General features: G+C 73.0%; 16 protein-coding genes. 6 read left to right on the forward strand and 10 right to left on the reverse strand.

Annotation, left to right across the window (positions count from 1 at the left end; genetic code table 11):
- Positions 1 to 2: 2 nt before the first annotated feature.
- Both AB0K12_RS38035 and AB0K12_RS38040 read right to left on the reverse strand, forming a co-directional pair.
- Positions 3 to 2,135, reverse strand: coding sequence for an ATP-dependent RecD-like DNA helicase (locus tag AB0K12_RS38035; protein WP_364572212.1), 2,133 nt, complete (start codon positions 2,133 to 2,135; stop codon positions 3 to 5).
- Positions 2,136 to 2,170: 35 nt separating this feature from the next.
- Positions 2,171 to 3,439, reverse strand: a complete 1,269-nt coding sequence (locus tag AB0K12_RS38040) for an acetate/propionate family kinase (RefSeq protein ID WP_364572214.1) — start codon at positions 3,437 to 3,439, stop codon at positions 2,171 to 2,173.
- A gap of 116 nt (positions 3,440 to 3,555) precedes the next feature.
- Between AB0K12_RS38040 and AB0K12_RS38045 the strand changes: the two genes are divergently transcribed.
- Genes AB0K12_RS38045 through AB0K12_RS38060 form a run of 4 tightly spaced genes read left to right on the forward strand, consistent with a single transcriptional unit; the run spans position 3,556 to position 7,615 of the window.
- Complete coding sequence (locus AB0K12_RS38045) at positions 3,556 to 4,044, forward strand: 2Fe-2S iron-sulfur cluster-binding protein (protein WP_364572216.1); 489 nt, start codon at positions 3,556 to 3,558, stop codon at positions 4,042 to 4,044.
- A complete protein-coding gene (locus tag AB0K12_RS38050) occupies positions 4,041 to 5,009 on the forward strand; it encodes a xanthine dehydrogenase family protein subunit M (protein WP_364572218.1) in 969 nt (322 codons plus the stop codon). The genes AB0K12_RS38045 and AB0K12_RS38050 overlap by 4 nt, the downstream gene beginning before the upstream one ends.
- Positions 5,006 to 7,039, forward strand: coding sequence for a xanthine dehydrogenase family protein molybdopterin-binding subunit (locus tag AB0K12_RS38055; protein WP_364572220.1), 2,034 nt, complete (start codon positions 5,006 to 5,008; stop codon positions 7,037 to 7,039). The genes AB0K12_RS38050 and AB0K12_RS38055 overlap by 4 nt, the downstream gene beginning before the upstream one ends.
- Positions 7,040 to 7,090: 51 nt before the next feature.
- Positions 7,091 to 7,615 (forward strand): DUF6328 family protein, encoded by a 525-nt coding sequence (locus AB0K12_RS38060; RefSeq protein WP_364572222.1) that lies wholly within the window; start codon positions 7,091 to 7,093, stop codon positions 7,613 to 7,615.
- Here the strand turns inward: AB0K12_RS38060 and AB0K12_RS38065 are convergent.
- From AB0K12_RS38065 to AB0K12_RS38095, 7 genes are all read right to left on the reverse strand, one after another.
- Positions 7,573 to 7,890: a monovalent cation/H(+) antiporter subunit G gene (locus AB0K12_RS38065; RefSeq protein ID WP_345402712.1), complete on the reverse strand. Its 318-nt coding sequence runs from the start codon at positions 7,888 to 7,890 to the stop codon at positions 7,573 to 7,575. The two genes, AB0K12_RS38060 and AB0K12_RS38065, sit on opposite strands and share 43 nt — an antisense overlap.
- Positions 7,887 to 8,159: a monovalent cation/H+ antiporter complex subunit F gene (locus tag AB0K12_RS38070; RefSeq protein ID WP_364572225.1), complete on the reverse strand. Its 273-nt coding sequence runs from the start codon at positions 8,157 to 8,159 to the stop codon at positions 7,887 to 7,889. The genes AB0K12_RS38065 and AB0K12_RS38070 overlap by 4 nt, the downstream gene beginning before the upstream one ends.
- Positions 8,156 to 8,689 (reverse strand): Na+/H+ antiporter subunit E, encoded by a 534-nt coding sequence (locus AB0K12_RS38075; protein WP_364572227.1) that lies wholly within the window; start codon positions 8,687 to 8,689, stop codon positions 8,156 to 8,158. Before AB0K12_RS38075 ends, AB0K12_RS38070 begins: the two co-directional genes overlap by 4 nt.
- Before the next feature lie 22 nt (positions 8,690 to 8,711).
- Positions 8,712 to 10,280, reverse strand: coding sequence for a Na+/H+ antiporter subunit D (locus tag AB0K12_RS38080; protein WP_364572229.1), 1,569 nt, complete (start codon positions 10,278 to 10,280; stop codon positions 8,712 to 8,714).
- 17 nt (positions 10,281 to 10,297) lie between these two features.
- A complete protein-coding gene (locus AB0K12_RS38085; RefSeq protein ID WP_364572231.1) occupies positions 10,298 to 11,110 on the reverse strand; it encodes a Na(+)/H(+) antiporter subunit C in 813 nt (270 codons plus the stop codon).
- On the reverse strand, positions 11,107 to 13,875 hold the full coding sequence (locus tag AB0K12_RS38090) for a Na+/H+ antiporter subunit A (protein ID WP_364572233.1): 2,769 nt from the start codon (positions 13,873 to 13,875) through the stop codon (positions 11,107 to 11,109). Before AB0K12_RS38090 ends, AB0K12_RS38085 begins: the two co-directional genes overlap by 4 nt.
- A 125-nt stretch (positions 13,876 to 14,000) precedes the next feature.
- Positions 14,001 to 15,269 (reverse strand): alpha/beta hydrolase, encoded by a 1,269-nt coding sequence (locus tag AB0K12_RS38095; protein ID WP_364572235.1) that lies wholly within the window; start codon positions 15,267 to 15,269, stop codon positions 14,001 to 14,003.
- A 12-nt stretch (positions 15,270 to 15,281) separates the two neighbouring features.
- Here AB0K12_RS38095 and AB0K12_RS38100 point away from each other — a divergent pair, with 12 nt between their 5' ends.
- Positions 15,282 to 15,422, forward strand: a complete 141-nt coding sequence (locus AB0K12_RS38100) for a hypothetical protein (protein ID WP_364572237.1) — start codon at positions 15,282 to 15,284, stop codon at positions 15,420 to 15,422.
- Positions 15,423 to 15,600: 178 nt separating this feature from the next.
- Here the strand turns inward: AB0K12_RS38100 and AB0K12_RS38105 are convergent, their stop codons facing one another.
- A complete protein-coding gene (locus tag AB0K12_RS38105; RefSeq protein WP_364572239.1) occupies positions 15,601 to 16,020 on the reverse strand; it encodes an SRPBCC family protein in 420 nt (139 codons plus the stop codon).
- A gap of 132 nt (positions 16,021 to 16,152) precedes the next feature.
- Here AB0K12_RS38105 and AB0K12_RS38110 point away from each other — a divergent pair, with 132 nt between their 5' ends.
- Positions 16,153 to 17,841, forward strand: a complete 1,689-nt coding sequence (locus tag AB0K12_RS38110) for a TIGR02677 family protein (protein WP_364572241.1) — start codon at positions 16,153 to 16,155, stop codon at positions 17,839 to 17,841.
- The last annotated feature ends 12 nt before the right edge of the window (positions 17,842 to 17,853 follow it).

Here is a 17,853-nt window from a genome sequence, read left to right on the forward strand (position 1 = left end):
GCTCACCCGTCGAGAGCCAGCGTGAGCCGCCTGGCCAGGCCCGTGTCGCGGCGCCTGCCGAGGCGGTGGACGGCCAGCTCCAGCGCCTCGCGCCGGCCTACCAGCACCACCCACGCCTTGGCTCGCGTCACCAGCGTGTAGAGCAGCTTGCGGCGCAGCATGACGCCGCCCGACTCGGCCACGATCGGCGCCACCACGAACGGGTATTCGCTGCCCTGCGAGCGGTGCACGCTGATGGCGTAGGCGTGGGTGAGATCGTCGAGCTCGTCGAAGCCGTACGTCACCTGCTCGCCGTCGTCGGTGCGGATCTCGACCGCGCGCTCCTCGCGCACCACGGCCGTCACCGTGCCGGTCTCGCCGTTGAAGACGCCCTTGTCGTAGTTGTTGCGGATCGGCATGACCCGGTCGCCCACCCGGAACACCGTGGACCCCGACCAGTGCTCGGGCTTGTCGTCGGCGGCCGGGTTGAGCTGGTCTTGGATGAGCCTGCCGAGCGCGGTGGCGCCGGTCTCGCCCTTGCGCATCGGGCACAGCACCTGCACCTGGCCAGGATAGACGCCCTGCTTGCGGGGGATCGCCACCATCGCAAGGTGGGCCACCCGCCGCGCGACCTGCGCGGGGTCGTCGAGCTCCTCGAACCAGAACCCGCCGCCGCCCGGCGTCGCGGGCAGCCGCCCCGCGCGGATGCGGTGGGCCGCCTGGACGATGCCGCTGCCGCCGGCCTGGCGGAAGACGTGGGTCAGCTCGACACGCGGGATCGCGGTGACCCTCAGCAGGTCGGCGAGCACGTCGCCGGCGCCGATGCTGGGCAGCTGGTCGCTGTCGCCGATGAGCAGCAGATGGCTGCCCGGCCGCACGGCCGCGGTGAGCCGGGTGGCGAGATGCAGGTCGAGCATGGACGCCTCGTCGACCACGATCAGGTCGGCCTGCGAGGGCCGCTCGTCGAACAGCGTCTCGGGATCGGGGTCGGGCTGCTGGGCGAGCATGCGGTGGATGGTCATCGCGGGCAGCCCGGTCAGCTCCGACAGCCGCTTGGCGGCCTTGCCGGTGGGCGCCGTGAGCGTGACCGTGCCGCCGGCGGCCCGCACGACGGTGGCGATCGCCTTGACCGTGTGGCTCTTGCCGCACCCCGGCCCGCCGGTGATGATCGAGACGGTGCTGGTCAGCGCCATGGTGACGGCCGCGCGCTGGTCGTCGTGGAGCCCAGGGTCCTCGTGGAACGAGCGCAGCGGCAGCGTGGAGCGGGCCCGCAGGAGCGCGGTGAGCTGCGCGGTCAGCGCCACCTCGCGGCTGTGCACGTGTTTGAGGTAGGCGACCGGCTCGTCGGGCCTTTCCGGATGGGTCTCGACGACCAGCCGCCGCTCGCCCGCCAGCGCGTCGACCATCGGCCGCACCAGCTCCTGGTCCTGCTCGATCAGCTGCGCCGCCTCCCTGACCAGGACCTGCACCGGGACGAAGCAGTGGCCGTCGCGGCTGCCCGCCGCCTCCAGCCGGTCGAGCAGCGCCGCCTTGACCCGCTGCGGGCTGCGCTCAGGCACCCCCGCGCGCAGCGCGATGCGGTCGGCGATGCGGAACGCGATGCCCCTGACCCGGCCGATGAGCTGGTAGGGGTCGGTGGCGAGGACCTCTTCCGCGTCTTTGCCGAACACCTGGTGGATCTTGGCGGCGAGCAGCGGGCTGACCCCGAGGCCCTGCAGGGTGACCATGAGCGCGGCGATCGCCTTCTGCTCCTGCCACGCCTGGACGATCTGCCCCTGCCGCTGCGGCCCGATGTTGACGACCTCGGTGAGCCGCTCAGGCTCGCCGTCGATGACCTTGAGGGTGGCCTCGCCGAAGTGGTCGACGATCGCGTACGCCAGCTTCGGCCCGATGCCCCTGATCAGCCCCGACCCGAGATAGGCGCGGATGGCGCGGACCGACGACGGCGTGACCCGCTCGCAGCCGCTGACCGCGAAGCGCCGGCCGTGGCGGGCGTGCCTGCCCCACTCGCCGAACAACCGCAGCGTCTCGCCCGGCTGCACCCCGGCCAGCGCCCGGCCGGTGGCCACGAAGTCGGGCTCGCCGTCGGCGCTCATGCGCGCGACGGTGTATTCGTCGTCACGGACGTAGACGAGCTGCTCGACGCTGGCCTCCACACAGGAGATCCAACCACCAGGCACCGACAACCCGGCTAACCGGCCGCCGTGTCCGCCGGAGGGTCGTCGAGCGTGCTCAGGCACTCGCGGGCGAGCTGCAGCTCCTCGCGTACCTGGACGACCAGGACGGGCACCTTCGCCCCGTACGCGCTGACGGGCCCGTCGTCGCTCCGCTCGCGCAGCGACGGCGGCTCGACGCCCAGGACGCCCAGCCGGCGGCAGACCGCCTCGCGCACCTCCGGCTGGTTCCAGCCGATCTCCCCGGTGAACACCAGCGCGTCGATCCGCGGCAGCGCGGTCGCCGCCGCGGCGATCTCCCCGGCCACCCGGTGCGCGAACACGCGCAGCGCCAGACCGGCCGCCGCGTCGCCGTCGCGCTCGGCCGCCACCAGCTCCCGCGTGTCGCCGGACCGGCCGCCCGACAGGCCCAGCAGGCCCGAGCGGCGCTGCAGGCCGTCGCCCAGCTCCGCGACCGACAGGTGGCCCTGCGACAGCAGCCACACCAGCATCCCCGGGTCCACGCCGCCCGACCGCTTGCTCATGGGCAGGCCGTCCAGCGGCGTGAACCCCATGGACGTGTGCCGGCTGCGCCCGCCGGAGACCGCGCACACCGACGCGCCGCCGCCCAGGTGGGCCAGCACCAGCTCCAGCTCGGTCACCGGGCGTCCCAGCAGGTCGGCCACCCGGTCGACGGCCCAGGCGTAGGACAGGCCGTGGAAGCCGTAGCGGCGCAGGCCGTGCTTCTCGCGCCACTCGGGCGGCAGGGCGTAGACGGCGGCCTCGTCCGGCAGGTCGGCGTGGAAGGCCGTGTCGGGGCAGAGCACGTGCGGCACGGCCGGGAACTGCTCGCGGGCGGCGTCCAGGAGGTCGAGCGCGGGCGGCAGGTGCAGCGGGGCGAGGGCGGTCAGGCCGCGCAGCGCGGCCACGGTCTCGTCGTCGGCGACGGCGGGCGCGCGGACGACGTCGCCGCCGTGCACCAGCCGGTGCGCCACGGCCCTGATGTCCCGGTCGAAATGCCCACCCAGGAAGCCCTCCAGCGCCGCTGCCCCCGACCCGCCGTCCGCGTCCTCCCCGCCGGACGGGCGGGGGTGAACGCGGGAGGAGGGGGAGCCCGAGCCGGAGCCGGAGCCCGAGCCGGAGTCCGAGCCGGAGTCCGAGCCTCGGCCTGAGCCGGAGCCGCGTGCGGCGAGGTCGGTGTGGGCGCTGTCGATGACGCAGCCGCCCTGGACGAGGTCCAGGCGCAGGCTCGATGAGCCGGCGTTCACCGTGAGGATCGCCGCCTCCTCTTCCATGGCCCGCCTCATGCCGCCACGGCTACCCGCCACCACCCCGGCAAAACCGGACGTCCAAGGACGAAAGGGCGACGCCGCTTTACCGCCGGCAGGGGTTGTCGCTCACAACGCTCGGGTAGTCGTGCGAAATGGACATCACCCTGCAGGTGAACGGAGTGCCGCGCACGATGCACGTGGACCCGCGCACGTCGCTGCTCGACCTGCTCCGCGAACGCCTCGGCCTCATCGGCGCCAAGAAGGGCTGCGACCACGGCCAGTGCGGCGCGTGCACGGTGCTGATCGACGGCCGGCGCGCCAACGCCTGCCTGGCGCTCGCCGTCGCGGTGGAGGGCAGGGAGATCACCACCGTCGAGGGCCTGGCGAACGGTGACGAGCTGCACCCGCTGCAGGCGGCCTTCATCGAGCACGACGCCTTCCAGTGCGGCTACTGCACGCCAGGCCAGCTCTGCTCGGCGGCCGGGATGCTGGGCGAGCCGGGCCCGAGCGCCGTGACCGAGGACCTCGCCACCGACCCGGGCCTGACCCCCGAGGAGATCAGGGAACGGATGAGCGGCAACCTGTGCCGGTGCGGCGCGTACGTCAACATCGTCAGCGCCATCCGCGAGGTGACGTCGTGAAACCCTTCGAGTACGCCCGAGCCGCCACCCCGGCGGAGGCCGTGCGCGGCTTCGCCCCCGGCACCATGTACCTGGGCGGCGGCACCAACCTGGTAGACCTCATGCGCCTGGGCGTGGCCGAGCCGGACCGCCTGGTGGACGTCAGCCGGCTGCCGCTCGACGAGATCGAGCAGGTACGCGACCGCGTCCGCATCGGCGCCACCGTCCGCAACACCGACCTCGCCGTGCACCCGCTGATCCGCACCCGCTACCCCATGCTGGCCAGGGCGCTGCTGGCGGGCGCGTCGGGGCAGGTGCGCAACATCGCCACCGTGGCGGGCAACCTGCTGCAGCGCACCCGCTGCCCGTACTTCCAGGACGTCACCAGGCCGTGCAACAAGCGCAGGCCGGGCTCGGGCTGCCCGGCCATCGCCGGCGACCACTCGGGCCTCGCCGTGCTCGGCGCGTCCGGCGCGTGCGTGGCCACCCACCCCTCGGACATGGCGGTCGCGCTGGCCGCGCTGGAGGCCGAGGTGCACGTCACGGGGCCGGGAGGCGACCGCATCGTGCCCATGCCCGGCCTGCACCGGCTGCCCGGCGACGAGCCGGAGCGGGACACCGTGCTGGAGCCCGGCGACCTGATCACGGCCGTCGAGCTGCCGCCGCCGCCCACGGGCGTCCAGACCTACCGCAAGGTGCGCGAGCGGTCGTCGTTCGCGTTCGCGCTGGTGTCCATCGCCGCCGCGCTCGACGTGCGCGACGGCAGGGTGGCCGGGTGCCGCATCGCGCTCGGCTCGGTGGCCCACGTGCCGTGGCGGGCGGAGCGGGCCGAGGCGGCGCTGATCGGCGGGCCCGCGACGGGGGAGGCGTTCCTCCAGGCCGCCGAGGAAGAGCTGGAGCAGGCCAGGCCGCTGCCGCGCAACGCGTACAAGGTGCCGCTGGCCCGCAACCTGATCGTCGCCACGCTGGAGGAGCTCGCGCCGTGAACCGCATCGAGGGCCGCGTCAAGGTCACGGGACTGGCCACGTACGCGGCGGAGTACCCGGTCGAGGGCGTCACCTACGCCTACCCCGTGCAGTCCCGCATCGCCAGGGGCCGCGTCAAGCACGTGGACGCCGCGCCCGCGCTGGAGCTGCCCGGCGTGCTCGCCGTGCTGTCCTGCGAGGACCCGCCGAGCCTCGCCGAGGACGCAGACCCCGAGCTGGCCCTGTTCAGGAGCAGGGACATCGCCTACCGCGGCCAGATCATCGCCGCCGTCGTCGCCGACACCTACGACAACGCCCGCGCCGCCGCCGACGCCGTCCGGGTGGACTACGACCCCGACGACCACGACGTCACCCTGCGCATGGACCACCCCGGCCTCTACAAGCCCGACGTGGTCAACCCGGACTACCCGACCGACACCGAGCTGGGCGACGTCGAGGCCGGGCTGGCCGAGGCCGCGACCACCGTGGACGTCGTCTACGAGACGCCCGTCATGCACAACAACCCGATGGAGCCGCACGCGGCGCTGGCCTACTGGGACGAGGACGGCCGGCTCATGCTGTACGACACCGCGCAGGGCAGCTCCACCAGCCGCGACATGGTCGCGCACACGCTGGGCCTGCCGAAGGACCAGGTCAGGGTGGTGGCCAGGCACGTCGGCGGCGGGTTCGGCTCGAAGGGCACGACCAGGCCGCAGGCGGTGCTGGCCGCGCTGGCCGCCAAGGCGGTGGGCCGCCCGGTCAAGATCGCGCTGACCCGGCAGCAGATGTTCGACGTCACCGGCTACCGCACGCCCACCATCCAGCGGCTGCGCCTCGGCGCGGACGGGGAGGGCAGGCTGACGGCGCTGGAGCACGTGGCGTACGAGCAGACCTCGACGATCGCCGAGTTCGCCGAGCAGACCGCCACCGTGGCCAGGGTCATGTACGCCACCCCCGCCCTGCGCACCAGGCACCGCCTGGTCCGGCTCGACGTCGGCACCCCCTCGTGGATGCGCGCGCCCGGCGAGTGCCCCGGCATGTACGCGCTGGAGTCCGCCATGGACGAGCTGGCCTACGCCGCCGGCATCGACCCCGTCGAGCTGCGGCTGCGCAACGAGCCCGGGACCGAGCCGTACAGCGGGCTGCCGTTCAGCTCCCGCGACCTCGTGGGCTGCCTGCGCGAGGGCGCCCGCCGCTTCGGCTGGGAGCAGCGCGACCCGGCGCCCGGCGTCAGGCGCGAGGGGGAGTGGCTGATCGGCACCGGCGTGGCGTCCTCCACCTACCCGGCCAGGCGGCGGCCGTCGAAGGCGCTGGCCAAGGTGCTGGACGGCGGCGACGTGCTCGTCCAGGTGGGCGCCGCCGACATCGGCACGGGCGCGCGTACCGCGCTGACCAGGATCGCCGCCGCGACGCTGAACGTCGCGCCCGAGCGGGTGCACGTGGAGCTGGGCGACAGCGACCTGCCGGACGGGCCGGTCGCGGGCGGCTCCATGGGCACCGCGTCCTGGGGCTCCGCCGTCGTCCGCGCCTGCGAGGAGCTGGCGAAGGACGGCAAGGAGGGCCGCGCCGACACCACCGACGAGGTCGCGAAGGAGGCCGAGCTGGCCAGGCACGCGTTCGGCGCCCAGTTCGCCGAGGTGCGGGTGAGCACGGTGACCGGCGAGGTGCGGGTCTCGCGGCTGCTCGGCGTCTTCGCCGCCGGGCACATCCTGGACGCCACGCTCGCGAGGTCGCAGTTCATCGGCGGCATGACGATGGGGCTCGGCATGGCGCTGATGGAGGAGACGCTGACCGACGAGGAGTTCGGCGGGTTCCTGCACCGCGACCTCGCGCAGTACCACGTGCCGGTCTGCGCCGACATCCGCGACGTCGAGGCCGTCTGGCTGGACGAGCAGGACGACGCGCTCAACCCGATGGGCAGCAAGGGCATCGGCGAGATCGGCATCGTGGGCACCGCGGCCGCCGTCGGCAACGCCGTCTTCCACGCGACCGGCCACCGCGTGCGGGAGCTGCCGATCACTCCCGCGAAGGTGCTGGGGCACACGTTTTAACGGCGCTTCACGGAGCAGAGTAAGGCTCTCGTCCAGCGGCGGGAGGCCCCCTTGAAGAACGAGTCGCACCAGGAACGTGCGGACCGCAATTTCGTCGAACTGCTCCAGGGCGCGCGCGTGGCGGTGACCGGCGTGCAGGTGCTGTTCGCGTTCCTGCTCACCGTGCCCTTCTCCACGGGCTTCTCCCGGCTGGACCAGGCCGACCGGTGGCTCTACTTCGCGGCGCTGCTCAGCGCCGCCTTCGCGTCGATCTGCTACATCGCGCCGCCCGCGCAGCACCGCGTGCTGTTCCGCCAGGGCCGCAAGGAGACGCTGGTACGCCGCTCCAACGTCTACGGCATCCTGGGCGCGCTCGCGCTGGCGGTGTCGATGACCACGTCCACCATGTTCGTCATCGACTACCTGTTCGACGCGACGCTGGCGTGGATCGCGGCCGGCCTGCTGGCGCTGCTCGCGCTGTGGACCTGGTTCGGGCAGCCGGCGCTCGACCGCCCGGGCACGGGTTCGGACGGGGACGAGGGCTCCCCGCGTGCTCAGTCGTCGGAGGGCAGCCCGGTGTCGTCGTCGGAGGAGTGACGGGCGTTGGCCGCCCGCGCCACCATGTAGGCGGCGACCGACACCGTGATCACCTGCGAGAGCGCCACCAGCAGCAGCGGCCCCGCGTACGTCAGCGACGGCCGGTGCAGCCACATCGCCAGCAGCACCAGCAGCACGCCGAGCACCTGCGGCTTGGTGCCGGCGTGCATGCGCTGCAGCGTGGTGCGGAAGCGCACCAGCCCGATCCCGGCCGACAGCGCCAGCACCGCGCCCAGCAGCAGGCAGGCGGACGCGATCATGTCGAGCACGCTCATCGGTTCCTCCTCTCCTCCTTGCCGGAGAAGAACCGGGCCAGCGACACCGACCCGACGAACCCCAGCAGCGACAGCACCAGCAGGATCGGCAGGTCGGAGTAGTCGTCCCTGACCACCGCGTACGCCCCGGCCCCGCACATCGACAGCGAGGTGAACACGTCGAGCGCCACCGCGCGGTCCAGCATCGACGGGCCCCTGCCCACCCGGTAGAGCGTCGCCGCCGCCCCGCAGCCGAGCAGGGCCAGCGTCACCAGGTACACCGTGTTCACGCCAGCTCCTCCTGGTCCGTGGGCGTGCCGAGGGCCGCCACGATGCGCGACTCCAGTCCCGCCACGTCCCGGCGTACGGGCTCGGTGACGTCGCCGGGCCGGCCCAGCACGTGCACCAGCAGCTCGCCGGGGTAGCGCTCGACGACCAGGCTGCCCGGCACGGTGGAGATCGCCACCATGACCAGCACGGTGATCGGCTCGGACGTCGTGCGCAGCGGGACCCGGACGAACTGCGTCGGCGGGTCGCCGGGCCGCAGCACGTAATAGACCACCCGCACGGTCGAGACCACGAGGTCGAACGAGAAGTACAGCAGGAAGCGGACCAGCGGCACGGGATGCGGCCTGAGGCCCCGGCTGATGGGCGGCATCGGCAGCAGCCACGTCACCACCAGCCCGGTCGCCAGCCCGCCCAGCACGGTGCCCACGCTGAGGTCGCCCCACAACGCCACCCACACCAGCGTCAGCCAGGCCACCAGCGGCAGCGGCACCCGCCGGCCCAGCAGCCGCGGCGCCAGCGACTCCCGCCTCATCGCCACCTCCCATGGGCGCGCCTCACCGGGGACGCTCCAGCACCGCCGACACGTACGGCTCGCGCGCCAGCAGCTCGCCCGCCGCCCGCTCGGCCAGCGCCGTCAGCGGCCCCGCCAGCACCGTGAACGACAGCCCCAGCACGATCAGCGCCGCCACCGACAGCGGCAGCGGCGCGGGCAGGCTGGCCGTGGTCACGGTCGGGTCCTCGCCGGTGGCCTCCTCGCTCTCCAGCACCCGGCCCACCTGCTCGGAGCGCGGCGTCCGCCAGAACGCCTTGCCCCACGTCTTGGCCACCGCGTACAGGGTGAGCAGGCTCGTCGCCAGCCCGGCCACCACCAGCGTCACCGGCAACCAGCCGCCGGTCGCGAGCCCGGCCTGCACCAGCATCAGCTTGCCCAGGAACCCCGACATGGGCGGAATTCCCGACAGGTTCATGGCGGGCACGAAGAACAGCACCGCGATCAGCGGCGTGGCCCGCATGAGGCCGCCCAGCCGGGTCACCGACGTCGTGCCGGTGCGCCGCTCCACCATGCCCGCCACCAGGAACAGGCTGGTCTGCACGGTGATGTGGTGCACCACGTAGAACACCGCGCCGGCCAGGCCCGCCACCGTCGACAGCGCCACCCCGAACACCATGTAGCCGATGTGGCTGACCAGCGTGAAGGACAGCATCCGCTTCATGTCGGTCTGCGCCACCGCCCCCAGCACCCCGGCCACCATCGTGGCCAGCGCCACCCACATCAGCAGCGTCGAGACCGGCCCGACGGGGAACAGCAGCGCCTCCAGCCGGATGATCGAGTACACGCCGACCTTGGTCAGCAGGCCGGCGAAGACCGCCGTGGCCGGGGCGGGCGCCGTCGGGTAGGAGTCGGGCAGCCACGCCGACATCGGGAAGATCGCCGCCTTGATCGCGAAGGCCAGCAGCAGCGTCAGCTCCACCAGCAGCTGCACCTGCTCCGGCAGGGTCGCGAAGCGCTCGGCGAGCTGGGCGAGCGACAGCGTGCCGGTGGCGCCGTAGGTGACGGCCAGCGCGATCAGGAACAACATCGACGAGGCCAGCGCCATCAGCGTGTACGTCGCCCCCGCCCGGATCCTGAACTCGGTGCCGCCGAAGGTCAGCAGCACGTACGAGCCGCTCAGCAGCAGCTCGAACGCCACGAACAGGTTGAACAGGTCACCGCTCAGGAACGCGTCGGCCACCCCCGCCACCATCACCAGGAACGCCGGATGGAAGATCGCCATCGGCGCGTCGTGCTCCTGCTCGTCGTAGGCGTTGGCGACCGAGTACACCATCACGCACAGCGTCACCGCCGACGACACCACCAGCACCAGCGTGGACAGCCGGTCGGCGACCAGGGTGATGCCGATCGGCGCCGGCCAGCCGCCCAGCTCCGTCACCAGCGGCCCGTGCGTGTCGGCCGCGACCATCAGCACCACCGACACGGCCAGCGACACGCCCAGCGTGACCACGCTGATCAGCGACTGCAGCCCGCGCAGCCGCCCGCCGATCGCCAGCTTCACCCCGGCGGCGAGCAGCGGCAGCAGCACGGGCACGCAGACCAGGCTCTCCAGCCCGCTCGCGCCGATCACCGCTCACCGTCCATGGCTCAGTCGTCGCCCTCGAGCTCGGAGTCCTCCGCCAGGGCCTGCCTGGCGCGTTCCCTCCTGATGGCCGCCCGCATCTGCTTGCGCGCCTCCCGCTGGCGGGCCTTGAGCTTCTTGCGCAGCTCCCGTTCCCTCGGCTCCTGCGTCCGCCTGCGGCGCTCGTGCTCCTCGCGCAGCTGCTCGATGCGCTCGGCGTTGCTGATCGCGCCGGTGTCCTCGCGCAGGCCGACGTCCTCGAAGCGGCGCTGCAGCTCCTCCTCCGACAGGCCCTGTGCGCGCAGCAGCCGCATCCACTGCTCCAGCTCGGTGTGCACGCGGGAGATGCGCCGCTCCAGGTCGTCCTCCTCCAGCCGCTCCCGCTCGGCCCGCTCGGCCTCCAGGTTCGCGAGCTCGGCCCGCTGCTCGACGATCAGTCTCCGGTACGCGTCCCGCCTGGCCCGTACGGCGTCGCCCAGCTCGCCGCGCCGCGCGCGCAGCCGCACCCGCCGGTCCTCCGTGTCGTCCTGCACCTCGTCGGTGCCGGTGAGCTGCCACGAGCGGTGCACCATGGCCAGCAGGAACCCGGTCACGCCCAGCGTGATGACGATCGCGGTGAGCACCATGGCCTGCGGCAGCGGATCCGCCATGCCGGTCGTGCCGGTGAACGGCGGCCCTCCCGCGTCCCCGCCGGAGGTGACGATCAGCAGGTTCACGCCGTTGCCGAGGACGATGACGCCGGCCAGCACCCGCACCAGGCTCCGCTCCAGCAGCAGCGTCACGCCGGTGGTGATCAGCAGGCAGCAGGCGGCGAACGGCACCAGCGAGATGCTGTTCACGCGTTCTCCCCGGCGTCGATCTGGCGGTCCAGCTCGGCGCCCAGCGCGCGCAGCACGTCCTGCACCATGCCGATGACGGAGACGTACACGCCGAGGTCGAACACCAGGCCCGTGGTCAGATGCAGGTGGCCCACCAGCGGCAGGCTCACCTCCGTGTCCAGCATGTTCAGCGCCGCCTGCCCGAACAGCAGCCCGATCAGCGCCGTGCCGGCCGACAGCGTCAGCCCGGCGCCCATCAGCACGCCCGCGTGCACCGGAACGGCGGCGGCCAGCTCGTTCCTGCCGCCCGCCAGGTAGCGCACGGTGATCGCGAGGCCCGCCACGATGCCGCCCGCGAACCCGCCGCCGACCCCGCTGTGCCCGACGAACAGCAGGAACACCGACAGCACCAGCACCGTGTGGAAGGTCAGCCTGGCCGCCACCTCGAACGCCAGCGCCCGCTGACCGCGCGGCAGCGTCGAGGCCAGCCAGTGCGTCGGCTCCTCGGGCCGGTGCCCGTGCTCCACCCGCTCGATCGCGTACGACCTGCGCCGCAGGAACACCAGGCTGGTCACGCCCAGCGTCAGCACGATGAGCACCGCGCTCTCGCCGAGCGTGTCCCAGGCGCGGACGTCGAGGATGATGGCGCTGACCACGTTGCGCGCCCCCGCCTCCACCGCAGCCTCCGGCATCGACGCGCCCACCGGCTCGGTGCCGCGCGCCGCCATCGCCAGCATGCCGGAGCCCGTCGCCACCACGCCCACCGCGAGGCCCACCCCCAGCCGGAACGGCATCGGCAGCCGCCCCCCTGCCGGCTCCACCGGCAGCCGCCGCAACACCAGCGCGAACATCACCAGGCTCAGCGTCTCGGCGAGGAACTGGGTCAGCGCCAGGTCGGGGGAGCCGTGCACCAGGAACAGCAGCGCCGTGCCGTAACCGGTCAGGCCGATCACCAGGGCCAGCAGGATGTACGCGCGGGCGAACAGGGCCAGCGCGCCCGCCGCCGCCAGCAGCACCACGATCACCGGCTGCTCGGGCCGCTGCCAGCCGACGACCGGGACGTCCAGGTGCGGCGGGCCGCCGTACACGATCGAGAACAGGCCCACGCCGACCGTCGCGAGCAGCGTGAGCAGCAGGTAGTCGGGGACCGAGCCGCGCTGGATGAAGCCGGTGACCTGGATCGAGAACCGGTCGAGGCGGCGGATCGCCGTCCAGTAGACCTGGCCGGAGTCCATCACGTGCAGCGCCGTGCCCGCCCTGGCCATCGGGCCGCGCGCCAGGAACAGCACCAGCCCGGCCGCCAGCGCCGACGCCGACAGCAGCAGCGGCAGCGAAGGGCCGCTCCAGGGAGCCAGGTGGGCGTGCAAGCCGGGATCGGCGTACGTGCCGGTGTAGCCGGACATCGCGCCCTCGTACCAGGGGGCGAGCGGCCCGAACACCAGCCCCAGCACGGCCAGCAGCCCCGCCGGGGCGGCCATCGCCACCGGCGTCGCGTGTGCGGGGGTCGGCTCGATGCCCGGCTTGCCGGCGAACGCCCCCCACAGGAAGCGCAGCGTGTATGCCGCCGTCAGCGCCGACCCCGCCACCACCCCCGCCAGCACGGGCGGCGTGTCCAGCAGCGACTCCAGCGCCGCCTCCTTGCCCGCGAACCCCGCCAGCGGCGGCAGCCCCGCCATCGAGGCGCCCGCCAGCACCGCCGCCCCGCACGTCCACGGCATCGCCCGGCCGAGCCCGCTCAGCGCGCGCAGGTCCCGCGTGCCCGTCGCGTGGTCCACGATGCCCACCACGAGGAACAAGGCGGCCTTGAACAGCGCGTGCGCCAGCACCATCCCGGCGCCGGCCACCGCCGTGCCCTCCGTGCCCGCGCCGAACAGCAGCACCATCAGGCCGAGCTGGCTGACCGTCCCGTACGCCAGCAGCCGCTTCAGGTCCGTCTCCCGCAGCGCCCGCCAGCCGCCCAGCAGCATCGTCACCACGCCCAGCGGCACCGCCACCGACCGCCACAACGCCACGTCGCCGAACGCCGGGCCCAGCCGGGCCAGCAGGTACACCCCCGCCTTCACCATCGCCGCCGCGTGCAGGTACGCCGAGACCGGCGTCGGCGCCGCCATCGCGGCCGGCAGCCACGTGCTGAACGGGAAGATCGCCGACTTCGACAGCGCCCCTGCCAGCACCAGCACCAGCGCCACCGGCGCGACGTCAGGAGGGCGGGCGACGATCTCCGAGATCTGGTAGGTGCCCGCCGCCTGCCCCAGCAGCACGAACCCGGCCAGCATCGTCAGGCCGCCGAACGTCGTCACCGACAGCGCCTTCATCGCCGCCTGCCTGCTCGGGCGGCTGGCCGGGTCGTGGCCGATGAGCAGGTAGGAGAAGACCGTCGTCAGCTCCCAGAACACGTACAGCAGGAGCAGGTCGTCGGTCGCGACCAGGCCCAGCATCGAGCCGGCGAAGGCCACCATCACCCCGCCGTAGCGGCCGAGCCCCTCGTCGGCCGCCGAGAAGTAGCGGGCGCTGTACCCCAGCACCAGCACGCCGACCCCGGTGACCAGCGCCATCATCAGCACCGCCAGCGGGTCGGCGCGGAACGACAGCTCCAGCCCCAGCACCGGCGCCCACGGCCTGCTCTCCCGCGCCGGCAGCCCGCGCAGCGCCAGCCATCCCGTGTACGCCAGCCCGGCCGCCGGCGGCACCGCCAGCACGGCGAAGTAGGAGGCCCGGCCCAGGCGGGTCACCAGCCAGGGAGCGCAGGCCGCCGCGACCGCGTGCAGGATCAGCAGCGACTCCATGGGCTCCTCGGGCGGGAATTTCCGGCTACGTCCGCCAATCTCTCCCACGGTGGCCGCGCCATCGCGCAGGCACGGCCAGGGTTGACCCGAACGTCACCACTCCCACACCGAGGTGTGGTGTCACCTCAGGCGCCGGCTCTGGCCTGGCCCTTCGCGTCGGGGCGGCAGGTGCCGGGGCGCGGGGCCTTCGCCGTGAGCAGGTAGTCGTCCACCTTGCGGTCAAGGCAGGAGGAGCCCCTGCGGTAGCCCGTGTGGCCGTCGGCGTCGTTGGTCAGCAGCACGCCGTGCTCCAGCTGCCCGGCCAGCGCCTGCGCCTCCTTGTACGGCGTCGCCGGGTCACGCGTGGTGCCCACCACCACGATCGGCGGCGCCCCCTTGGCGCTCACCTTCTTCGGCAGGCGCGAGCCCTTGACCGGCCAGAACGGGCACGGGCTCTCCGGATGGTCGACGCAGTTGATGGCCATCAGGGCCTCGAAGCTGTTGTCGTAGCGGCCGTTGGGCCGCCGCCCGTTGCTCTCGTCGGCGAGCTGCAGCAGCTTCGTGCCGTCACCCTTGTACGCCTGCGCCAGCGCCTGCCGCAGCCGCGGCCAGGTCGCCGTCTGGTACATCGAGTACTCCACCGCGCTGCGCACGACGGCCTCGCTGACCTGGCGGGCGTCGTACTCGTTGCGCAGCGGCGACTGGTCGGCGCGGTCGTAGAGCCGGTCGAGCTTCTTCACCGCCGCCTTCACCGACAGCCCCTTGAACGGGCAGTCCTTGGCCTTGAAGCAGTCGCGCAGGAACGACTCCGTGGCCACCTCGAACCCGCGGTCCTGGTCCTCGATGAAGTCCTCGGTGTCCTGCGACGGGTCCTCGGCGCCGTCGAGCACCATCGCCCGCACCCGCGCCGGGTACATGTCGGCGTACAGCGAGCCGAGGTAGGTGCCGTACGAGAAACCGAGGTACGTCAGCCGCTCGTCACCCAGAGCGGCGCGCATCACGTCCATGTCGCGGGCGACCTCGACCGTGCCCACATGGGCGAGCAGTTTCTTTCCCGACCGCTTGGCGCACGATTTTGCAAAGGCTTTGTCCCACTTTTCCTGACGCTTTACTTCGGCGGCGGTGTCAGGAGTGGGATCGAGGGTGAAGTAAGAATCGAGGTCGAGGGATTTCATGCAGTGGATGGGCGCCGAACCGCCGACGCCGCGAGGGTCGAAGCTGACGACGTCGAAATGCTCCCTGATCGCGGGGGAGACGACGTCCTTGCTCTGCAGCAGCGTGTCGACACCGGACGCGCCGGGGCCGCCGAAGTTGAGCACGATCGACCCGATCTTGCGTCCCGTCGCAGGCAGGCGGGCCATGCTGAGGCCGATCCGGTCGCCTTCGGGGTGCTCGTAGTCGAGCGGGACCGACAACTTCCCGCATTCATGGCCGTCGCCGCAGCGAGACCAGGCAAGGCGCTGTCCGTAGAATTCGCCAAGCCGATCAGGCGCGGCGGCTCGGGCGTGGCCCGCGACACCGGTGAGGGTCAGCAGGCCGGCCAGGGCGGGCGTAATGAAACGGAATAGTCGTCGCATGTCTCAGGGGATGTAGGCAACGGATTTCCCGTTATTTATAGACGGTGCCCCAGATCGAGAGCAAGTGGGCAAAACACTCGAATTCCCGATCCGGAAAAAGATCTACTATCCGCCCGAGACCTCAAAAGCCCGTTCCCCGCCCCGGAATCCGCCCGCACGTGGCGACGGCTCAGCCGCCCCCGGAGACGCGGCGCTGCACCTCGTCGGCGAGGCTGTCGAGCGACCGGTCGAGCAGCCCGCGCACCTCGTCCGCCCGCGCCCCGGACTCAGGCTCGTCGAGCAGGCTGATGTGCACCGTCACCTCACTGGTGCCCGCCGCGGAGTCGGACACCTGCAGCCAGCCCGAATAGCCGGGGTGGTCGCGACCGCCCCACTCCACCCTCAGTTGCTCCTGGGAGACGCGGAACAACCCCTCGTGCTTGCCGGAACCGGGCACCAGGGAGCCGTCCGCCTCGAGCGTGCCGGGCCCCGCGTCGTGGACCGACAATCCCTGCGGCAGCCACCGGTCCATGAGCCGCACATCGGACGCCACCCCGAACACCACCATGCTCTCCGCCGGCATCCCCCGCGTCGCCTCGAACTCCGCCATACCGTTACCCCCGGACCCCTGGCTTCCAATGCCAGCGCCGTACCCCCGTGATGTACGGGCAAACAGCGACCCCCGCGACGGTGTGTCCCGCTACGGTTGCGTCGGGTAATCGAGCGGCGAGGGGAGCGGGTGATGGCGGGCGCGCCACAGGTGCCGCCGGAGTTGTTCCGGTTCACCACGACGGAGCGGGCTGACCTGCACACGGCGGTCCTCTTCGCGTTCGGCGAGGCCGACGAGCGGCTGGAGACGGCGCTCACCGCCGACGAGGTGCGGGAGCGGCTGCGCGCGACCGGCTGCTACGCGCCGGTCGGCGAGCAGGACCTCGCCGGCACGCTCAAGCAACTGGCCGGGTGGGGGCTGCTCGACGTGGTCTTCGACCACGCGGGCGGCTTCGCCACGGCCGAGGAGTACGAGCGCAGGAACCTCCAATACTCGCTCACCGGCCGCGGCGCGGCGGCCCTCGCCGGGATCCGGCACGCGATGGCCGCGCTCGACTCGGCGGGTGCCCTGCAGGCGGCGGTGCTGGACGCCATCGCCGCCCGCCTGGCCGAGCTGAACGAACTGCTGCACGACCCCGACCCCGGCCGCAACCGCCGCATCTTCGCCTGCCTCATGGAACTGGAGGCCCACCTCGGCGCCCTGCGCACCAACACCCGCCGCTTCAACGCCGACCTGCAGCGCCTGCTACGCGCCGAGGGCACCGACCTGGCAACGTTCCACGAGGTGAAGACCGCCACGGTCGCCTACCTCCAGCAGTTCGTCACAGACCTGGAACAACGCGCCGACACCATCACCACCCTCCTCCACCCCCTCACGCAAAGAGCCGCCGACCCCGCCCAGGGCGGCCAGCCCCGAAACGGCGGTCCCGTTGGGGATGGAGGGCGGGGTGATCTGGCCGCGTACGGCGGGCAGGGCGGGCAGGGCGGGCGAGGTGGCCTGGCTGGGCACACCGGGCGGAGCGTCGCGGTGCTGCACGCGCGGGCCCTTGATGGGGCCGATCTGCCGAGGGTGCCGGGGGCTGATCATGCGACGCCGTGGCTGGCGGCGCGGGTGGCGCAGTGGGAGGGGCTGCTGGCGTGGTTCGCGCCTGAGGACGGGAGCGTGCCGCGGGTGCGGCGGCTGCACGACGTGGCGCGGCGGGCCATCGTCGTGCTGCTGCAGGTGCTCGACCGCATCACCGACGCCCGCCGCCGCTCGTCCAGCGCCGCCGCCGACTTCCGTACGCTGGCCCGCTGGTTCGCCGCCGCGCCGGGCGAGGACGACGCGCACCGGCTGTGGGACGCCGCGTTCGGGCTCGGCTCGGCCCGCCACGCCCACCTCGGCCACGCCGACGCCGAGCTGATCCCGGCCGGGGTGCCGTGGGCGGAGGCCGAGCCGGTCGAGGTGTCGGCGCTGCTGCGCTCGCGCGGACGTACCGAACGGATGGGCCGCACCGGCAGGGTCCGCGACGTCGCCGGACTGCGCGCCGAACGGCGAGCCATGGCCGAGCGCGAGCGCGCCGAGCTGGAGGCCGCCTGGGCGGCGCTGGCCACGACGGGCCCGATCCGGCTGTCGCAGCTCGGCGAGCTCGACCACGACACCTTCGGCCGCCTGCTCGACCTGGTGGGCAGGGCGCTGGCCGAGCGCCCCGACCCGACCGGGTTCCGCCGGGCCGTCACCTCCGACGGCCGGGTGGAGATCGTCCTGCGAGCCCCCGACGACGCGCCCACCGAACGGGAGGTGGCGGTCCTGCGGACGTCCGAGGGCTGGTTCCGCAGCCCCGACTACCTCATCGACGTCCGCGCACCCGGCGCCCTGCGCGAGCGGGTGGTGGGGGCGTGAGCACGGCGGTGA

The sequence above is a fragment of the Nonomuraea sp. NPDC049419 genome, assembly GCF_040676995.1.
GTDB lineage: Bacteria > Actinomycetota > Actinomycetes > Streptosporangiales > Streptosporangiaceae > Nonomuraea > Nonomuraea salmonea.